Source organism: Okeania sp. SIO2B9, assembly GCF_010672505.1.
GTDB classification, from domain to species: Bacteria; Cyanobacteriota; Cyanobacteriia; order Cyanobacteriales; family Microcoleaceae; genus Okeania; species Okeania hirsuta.
The window spans coordinates 1-7819 of record NZ_JAAHGK010000195.1 but is presented as its reverse complement, the minus strand read 5'-3'; the positions used below and the strand labels follow the sequence as shown (position 1 = coordinate 7819).

The 7819-nt window shown below is 33.3% G+C and carries 8 protein-coding genes; 5 read left to right on the top strand and 3 right to left on the bottom strand.

Annotated features, from left to right (window positions below; all coding sequences use genetic code 11):
• Both F6K13_RS09470 and F6K13_RS09465 read right to left on the bottom strand, forming a co-directional pair.
• On the bottom strand, positions 1-448 hold a 448-nt coding region (locus tag F6K13_RS09470), incomplete at its 3' end, for a TrkA family potassium uptake protein (protein ID WP_287287276.1).
• 352 nt (positions 449-800) lie between these two features.
• A complete protein-coding gene (locus F6K13_RS09465) occupies positions 801-2132 on the bottom strand; it encodes a TrkH family potassium uptake protein (protein WP_124146189.1) in 1332 nt (443 codons plus the stop codon).
• 575 nt (positions 2133-2707) lie between these two features.
• Here F6K13_RS09465 and F6K13_RS09460 point away from each other — a divergent pair.
• The 5 genes from F6K13_RS09460 (at position 2708) to F6K13_RS09440 (ending at position 7051) form a co-directional block, all read left to right on the top strand.
• Positions 2708-3574 carry a methyltransferase domain-containing protein gene (locus tag F6K13_RS09460; protein ID WP_124146188.1) on the top strand — a complete coding sequence of 289 codons (867 nt, stop codon included), beginning with the start codon at positions 2708-2710 and terminating at the stop codon, positions 3572-3574.
• Positions 3575-3931: 357 nt separating this feature from the next.
• Positions 3932-4129 (top strand): hypothetical protein, encoded by a 198-nt coding sequence (locus F6K13_RS09455; RefSeq protein WP_124146187.1) that lies wholly within the window; start codon positions 3932-3934, stop codon positions 4127-4129.
• 926 nt (positions 4130-5055) lie between these two features.
• The gene (locus F6K13_RS09450) at positions 5056-5529 is read left to right on the top strand and encodes a Tic20 family protein (protein ID WP_124146186.1); all 474 of its coding nucleotides are present in this window, start codon (positions 5056-5058) and stop codon (positions 5527-5529) included.
• Between the two features lie 119 nt (positions 5530-5648).
• A complete protein-coding gene (gene rpsF / locus F6K13_RS09445; protein ID WP_124146185.1) occupies positions 5649-6014 on the top strand; it encodes a 30S ribosomal protein S6 in 366 nt (121 codons plus the stop codon).
• A gap of 479 nt (positions 6015-6493) precedes the next feature.
• Positions 6494-7051 carry an Npun_F5560 family protein gene (locus F6K13_RS09440; protein ID WP_375339357.1) on the top strand — a complete coding sequence of 186 codons (558 nt, stop codon included), beginning with the start codon at positions 6494-6496 and terminating at the stop codon, positions 7049-7051.
• Between the two features lie 164 nt (positions 7052-7215).
• Here F6K13_RS09440 and F6K13_RS09435 read toward each other — a convergent pair whose 3' ends face one another.
• Complete coding sequence (locus F6K13_RS09435; protein WP_287287275.1) at positions 7216-7575, bottom strand: STAS domain-containing protein; 360 nt, start codon at positions 7573-7575, stop codon at positions 7216-7218.
• Between the last annotated feature and the right edge of the window lie 244 nt (positions 7576-7819).

Sequence of the window (7819 nt, the reverse complement as noted above, 5' to 3'; positions counted from 1 at the left end):
TACTCAATAATCGTGCTAATTCGCAACCCATTTCTCTCTCTGGAAATACCACATAGTCTGCTCCAACCTTGTTTAAAAGTTTGACATGAGTTTCTGAAGAAGCTTTAGCTACTACAAATTTTACTCCTACTTCTTTAAGATTGAGAGTAGTAATAATACTTTCCGACAAATAATTGCCAATTGCAACAATTACTGTATCAAAATCTGAAATACCAGCTTGTTTAATGGCATTAATTTCTGTTGAATCAAGCTCTAAAGCATGAGAAGATATTTTGTCAGTTAAAGCTTGATTTACTCTTTTTTCTTCTCTATCAATAGCCAAAACTTCATAGCCCAAATTATGCAGAGTTAGACACACTGCTTTACCAAATCTTCCCAAACCAATTACTGCAAATTGTTTAGTTTCAGATTTTAAATTTTGCCAAAAATTCCAAGACGATAATTTCACTAAAAATTCAACGTTATAGCTTCTATATTGTATGGCGCTGCGCGCAGGCAACAGGCAATAGGGGAATAAAAAACTGATAATATAAGATTTTTAGCTATTGGACAGTTCCTGTAATTTGTAAATATGCCAGCGCACATTGCTATAAATAGCAAAAATAACGTTGCCTCCAAAATATCTATTTTCAGATTTTACCAATGCTGAGAAAAATTTTTCACAACTAACTAAATTTGTTCTCTTAGTTTTTTTGCTGTGTTTTTAACTTTAGCATCAATATAGGGTTTCTCAAGTTACTAAGGTAAAGTTATTTTTCTTCTTTTCTATTCCCTACTCTCTACTCCCTAAAACTCAAAAATTATACAAATAAATTTTCCTCTGGATACTGAACCGCACTAGGATTTTGTTCAGCAAAAATAGTAGAAACTAATAGTAAGACACCCACCCTACCTATATACATAGTTAAAATCAATACTAATTGCCCGGGAATTGTAAAATTAGAAGTAACTCCCGTAGATAAACCAACTGTAGCAAAAGCAGATATAACTTCAAATAAAATTTGAATTGACTCTAATTCTGGGTCAGCAAAAGCAGCTAAAGTAGTAGCGATCGCCACTAATGAACCTGAGGCAAAAACCACACCAATAGCCTTAATAATAACTATAACCGGAATCTTACGTTGATAACATAAAACTTCTTCCCTACCCTGTAAAGCTGCTTTTGTACTATTCAATAATATTCTAAAAGTTGTAGTTTTAATACCCCCTCCAGTGCTACCCGGACTAGCACCAATAAACATTAAAACAATCGTGATAAATAAACCAGCATCAGTCAAATTCCCAATATCAATAGTATTAAAACCCGCCGTTCTAGTAGTAACAGATTGAAACCAAACAGCAATTAATTTTTGCCCTAAGTTAAAATTTTCTAGAGTCTGAGGATTGTTAAATTCGGCAATAAAAAAAGTAATAATACCAAAAATTAATAAAAAAATATTTGTATTAGTAACCACTTTAAAATGTAGAGAAAAAGTGTGAAAAACTTGCTCTTTTTTCCAACAACTTTTCAGCCATAAATATATTTCCATAATCACTTGATAACCCAATCCTCCAAATATAATCAAGCCAGTAATCACAAAATTTAGTAACGGAGATTTGACATACTTAATAAACCCATCTGCATATAAACTAAAACCAGCGTTATTAAAAGCATTTATACTATGAAAAACAGAATACCAAAGACCTTCTTTAAACCCATAATTTGGAACAAAAACAAACAAAAGCAACAAAATACCAGTCAATTCAAACACAATTGTTGTAGCCAAAATCGACTTAATTAAAGGTTCTACACCAGCCAATCCTACTTGTTCCAAAGATTGCTGAAGAGCCACTTTTTCCCGCAGACGAAATTTACGACCAAGCAACAACAAAAGAATAGTTGTAGCAGTCATATAACCCAAAGCTCCAATTTGAACCAATAACAATAGAAATAATTGCCCCCAAAAAGAATAATATTCCCCCACATTCACAACAGAAAGTCCCGTCACACAAACAGCAGAAGTTGCTGTGAATAAAGCAGTTACAGGATGACTCCAATTTCCATTACTCACAGAAATAGGTAACATGAGTAATATAGCACCAATAATAATAACAGCAATAAAACCTTTACATACAGTTCTAGCTAAACTCATTTCAAATTTTTAGTATGTATATTTAAAATTTAGGCGAGTTATTTCAATCACAAATAACTTATACTAATTCGTAACCATTAAGCCATTAGCGGTCAGCTTTCAGAAATTAGTAGTTTAAGAATTTGAGTAATATTGAGTCGTGAGCAAGTAGCTAATTTATTTCAGACTTTTAATTCTATTAAATCTTTCAACTCTGATTCCTCAAAAAAGGGCAATTAAGTTAATAGCTGATGGCTGTTAACATAGTTTCTCAGTAGGAGACTAGCTGACACCTAAATGCTTACAGTAATTCACATTAATAATGGCATAAATTAACATCTAAAATTACAAACACTTAATTTTTTTCTAGAAAAATAATAATTTTAAACCTTTAAATTTTGTGTTAAATTATGTAGTAATCAGGAAAAATTTATGAGATATTTAATAACAATTAAAAGCCATCAAAATCCTTTTATATTCTTAATCCTGACTCCTGACTCCTGACTCCTAATTACTACTAAAATCTTACAACTGAAATATGATTGCTATATAATAGTCCAGGAAAATAAATCCTCAATCTTAATTGATTAATAATTATGACCTCAAACTTAATCGAACAGATTCAACAATTCTATGATGCTTCCTCCAGTCTATGGGAACAAGCGTGGGGCGAACACATGCACCATGGCCATTATGGACAAGATGGTAAGCAGAAAAAAAATAGACGACAAGCCCAAATAGACATGATTGAAGAACTACTTCAATGGGGAGCATTAAATGAAAAATCAAATTTTTGGCCTCCTACCTCGATCCTGGACGTCGGTTGTGGTATAGGCGGTAGTACATTGTACTTAGCCGAAAAATTTCATGCCACTGCCACTGGCATTACCCTTTCTCCCGTCCAGGCCCAAAGAGCTAAAGAACGAGCTGATGTAGCCAACTTAAGTCAAACTACTAATTTTATAGTGGCAAATGCTTTAGAAATGCCCTTTGCCGATGAATCATTTGACTTGGTATGGTCTCTCGAAAGTGGAGAACACATGCCTAATAAACAGAAATTTTTGCAAGAATGCCATAGAGTCCTCAAACCAGGTGGAACTATAATTATGGCTACTTGGTGTCATCGTCCAGTTGGTAGCTCCTATGGACAACTAACTGACGATGAAAGGAGACATCTAGCCGAAATATATCGCGTCTATGCTCTGCCTTATGTTATTTCTTTGCCAGAATATGAAGCGATCGCCCAAAATGTCGGCTTTCAAAATATCTGCACTGCTGACTGGTCAACTGCTGCTGCTCCCTTCTGGAATATTGTGATCGAATCAGCTTTTGACCCTAAAGTAATTATGAACTTACTCTTTAGTGGTTGGACAACAATTCAAGCTGCCCTTTCCTTGGAGTTAATGAGTAGTGGATATGAACGAGGATTAATAAAATTTGGTCTAGTGCGGGGGAATAAATAGTTGATTACTACAAATTCTGTTAAAATCAGTGGAAGTGAGTCAAAATTTTCATACTTTTTTAGATATGTAGATATGAAATAATTTCCTGAAATTACTATGAGATTAAAGTTTCGAGCCTATAAAATCTTACTTTTGACTTTTAAATTTTGACTTTTGACTTCATCCCATAATTTTTAACTTTTGAGTTAAAATCTTACTTTTGACTTTTGACTTTTAAATTTTGACTTTTGACTTCATAAGCTGATTTCATCACTGCATCTTCAGTAAATGTTAATTTCTGTACCAATATACCTACTTCTGCTATAATCATCGCTTACAATAGATACACCATATGGGATATTCCTGGAGGTGTAATTTATGTTAGTTATTTTAATGGAAAATCAGCTAGTTGCTCCTCAACAAGTTTGTCAAAGTTGTTTGTTAGCCGATAGAAGTGGTCAACCCCGATGGAAAGGTGGTCAATTACGTTGTGGTCATCCAGTTCCTAAGTTATCAGATACTCAAGCAGATCAGTATGAGTGTCAAATGGGTTTCCGCGTTGCCAGTATAGAATAATATAGAATCCGGATAATTTATCGTATAGCCCTCGGAGTCAGGAGTCAGGAAGAGCGAGTCAGGAGAAAAGAAGAATTGAGCATGGCAATTATCTAGAGGTATTCCGTGAAATGTCTACATTGAGTGGAGGTAGTTTTGCAATAATTGTATAACCTGTATAACCGGATTTCATATAATTACAAAAAATTATTAGTTTGATATAGCATTTTTATCTGGGAAGTGAAAACCAAGTACTATTAAACAGGGAATAGTAAAGGAGGAAAAACAGCATTAATATAGTTAGTAGCAAACACCAGGAGATAGGGTATTTGTTCGGTGCGCTTTTTTTTATAACAAAAAACTCTATCTAGATTTACATCTCAAATAAAAAAACTATAGTCAGGATGAAAATTAAAAGTAGATTAAAATAGTGCATTTAGCCTTGAAGCTAATCATTTAAATGTATCTTAAAAGTAAACAAAATAGTTCGCTCAGATTTGAGTTGTGTAGAAAATATCTTCATTACTGAGCAAAACACAGTTTTAAACACTTAACACTTTAATTATCTACTTTTTTGTTTTTTTGATCAATTATTTAGGACTACTTATTTGAAGAATATAGAATAATATTTTTAGAGGCACCAACAGGTAGACTAATACAAGTATTGCTTCTATTGCATCATTTTTTAGATGGTGACTATCTACCTAATTATAGTGAAAAACTAGGCACTTGTGCTTGAAACTTGAGTCCTAGTAAGGAAGGGCCTACCTTTGACTTTTTCCCAAAGAAAGAAAGTATTTTTATTTTTTTCTTAAAATTACTGAAAATTTGAAAGTTTAGTGATTTTTTAGGCCACAAAATACGATCCAGGGCTGAAGTTATCTAACTACTGCGCTATCCTGAATTTATATTTACTTACTTATCATCAAACTCAGGAGTATTTTACAATGAATTGGCGCGGTTCTACAACTGTTCAAGACCGAATTTTTGCTAGCTTACCTTATCTATTACCCTTGCTAGATGGGTTAGTGTATGGCAGATATTTATTCCAACAGTTCCCTCCCATACAGATAATACCAGTTCTTCTTAGCCCTTTGTTACAGATTTATAGAGGTATACCCTTCTTTGGCCTAATAGTTTTCTTCGCTCTGTTCTTGTTAGTAGTGAGAAATGAAAATATATCTCACTTTATTCGTTTCAATACAATGCAAGCAATTTTACTGGATATTATTTTAATCTTGTGTGGTCTAATTCTGCAAATCTTGGGAGCAAGTTTAGGAGGATTTATTCTGGAAACTCTCTCTAATATGATATTCATCGGAATTCTAGCATCATTTATCTATGCAGTAGTTCAATCAGTCATGGGACGCTACGCAGAAATACCTACTATTTCTGAAGCTGTTTATATGCAAGTGCGCTAAATATTTTTCACACTCACACCCTTTATTTTGTCTTTGTGGTGAAAATTTTGTAAGATAAAAGATCCTTGCTTCTGCATAAATTTGCTAGAAGCCATGTAGTCCGAAAGGAGATTATTTCCATGAAACCATTCATTTATGAAACAATGTATATCCTGCGTCCAGACCTGAATGAAGAACAGGTAGAACAAGAAATTGCAAAATATAAAGATTTATTGCAGGAGCAGGGCGCTTACGACATAGAAATTCAACATCGTGGTAAGCGTCGTTTAGCCTATGAGATCAACGATCATCGAGAAGGTACATATGTTCAGATGAATTATCAAGGTCCTCCGACTCAAATAGCTGTATTGGAGAGGGCAATGCGTTTGAGTGAAGAGGTTATTCGTTACTTAACGATTAAACAGGAAGTACCCAAAAATACTACACCAGATACTACTGTACCAGATACTCAAGAACGACCAAAACCATTAGCAGCAGTGGAATAGTAATGTTTCACGGCAGCACATAATTATTGGGTGCATCTCAATATTTGCAAAAATACTTTTTTCCTATATATTCCCTATTCTCTATTCCCTTTTGCCTGTTGCCAGATGAGCTGTTGCCTGTTGCCTAAAAGCGATAATTTTTTGGCTTTATTCTTGCATTGAGATGCACCCTAATTATTTGGACTAACAAATTTGAGAGTTTTGATTAACCCAAAAAAGGCAAATTCAACAAAAAAGTAGAACTTGAGCATCTTAAAATAGGGGAGACTCCTCTCCTATTTCCTTTACATTATCAATAGACATCTCCAGAAAAAAGGGAGTCGGGAGTAGGGGGAAAGAATTGATAATTTCTGTGGGATAATTGATTTTATTTTTTATTATTGAAGATGTCTAATTATATTAGCTATAGAGCTATACTATTTCTAAATATAAAATATAAGTTATATAGGAACTACTGAATAATTAGGAGCAAACTTAAAGTGAAGCAGATGCAAAAGTTAAATTCACAACAACTTCAACTTGAAGTATCTCGTCTTAACGAAGAATTACAAATGCGAGACCAATTAATTCAACAATTGTCTCAAGAACTTTTTCGATTAGTTAAGGGAAATACAAGTATAGTACCAACATCAACAGTTCCTGAAAGTTACCAATCTCAAATGCAGAGTTTAAAGGAACAACTCAATGAAGTTGAACAACAAGTAAATTTTTATCAAGAACAAATCTCTGAACGAGATGCAGAAGTATATAATTTACGTCATTCTGTGCAAGAGTTAACAGACCGCTCCCAAATGTTAGAACAAGTAGTACAAGAGCTACCAGAAGTCTATCGTCAAAAATTCTCCGAACGACTTGCAGAAGTACTTGAAAAAGTGGAAATATTGCAAAAGGAAAACCGTCAACTTCATGCAGAGTTACAAAGTGTTAGTTATCGTCTAGCAGTTAGAAATCGTCGTGCTAATGGCCTAGATTTACCTGCTTTTGGTCAGGGACAACCAGGTTCTTCTGTAGAGATGCCGACGTTTGGAAATGCTTAATTTAAGTAAATATTTGCTGAGATAGGTATGATATTCTATCTTAGCATTATTATCAAGTTTTATCTCAAGAGAATAGTATTTTTATAATTAGTGAACTACTGTAAGAACGGCTCAGTTACTATTAAATTTAGCATCTGAGCCGAGAATTTAAAAATCAGCTTAACTTAAGCTGTTATTAATTTTCCATGAGAATCTAAAAAAACATCATCAATACTATCAAAAATTTGAAAAACCCTATCTAACTGAGTAATTTCAAAAACCAATCTAGCTGTGGGGTTAAGGTTACAGATAGCTAAATTACAGCCATGTTCACGAGCCTTTTTTAAACCAATAACTAATGCACTTAAACCAGAACTATCTATAAACTCCACATTGGCCATATCAATAATCCAAAGATTGTAGTTTTTTTCTAGTAGAGATATGAATTGCTGCTTAATCACATTTGCTCCAGCTAAGTCTAAGCGGTGATTCGGAATGATAATAATATGTTGACTGACATCAATAGCTTTCATAGGTATCACCATTAATTAAAAAGAAAAAAAATTATTTTTTACTTTGCTCTGAAATATAAATTGTTTTAGATTAAAGATAATTCATTACACCCTAATTATCAACAATCCAGAAGTTGTAATGATACTCAGGAAATTCACTTTACTAGAAATAGAGTTCCCTGTATAAAATACAAAATTGACAGTAATTATTGTCAATTATAGTGCAAGTTGTTAACTTTTGTGATATATTTAATAATTCTTGGGTACATCAATTAGA

What these genes read in the sequence shown, in the direction of transcription:
- F6K13_RS09435 (WP_287287275.1), bottom strand. Translation starts at nt 7,575, where the DNA reads ATGGTGATACCTATGAAAGCTATTGATGTCAGTCAACATATTATTATC.
- F6K13_RS09460 (WP_124146188.1), top strand. Translation starts at nt 2,708, where the DNA reads ATGACCTCAAACTTAATCGAACAGATTCAACAATTCTATGATGCTTCC.
- F6K13_RS09455 (WP_124146187.1), top strand. Translation starts at nt 3,932, where the DNA reads ATGTTAGTTATTTTAATGGAAAATCAGCTAGTTGCTCCTCAACAAGTT.
- rpsF (WP_124146185.1), top strand. Translation starts at nt 5,649, where the DNA reads ATGAAACCATTCATTTATGAAACAATGTATATCCTGCGTCCAGACCTG.
- F6K13_RS09465 (WP_124146189.1), bottom strand. Translation starts at nt 2,132, where the DNA reads ATGAGTTTAGCTAGAACTGTATGTAAAGGTTTTATTGCTGTTATTATT.
- F6K13_RS09450 (WP_124146186.1), top strand. Translation starts at nt 5,056, where the DNA reads ATGAATTGGCGCGGTTCTACAACTGTTCAAGACCGAATTTTTGCTAGC.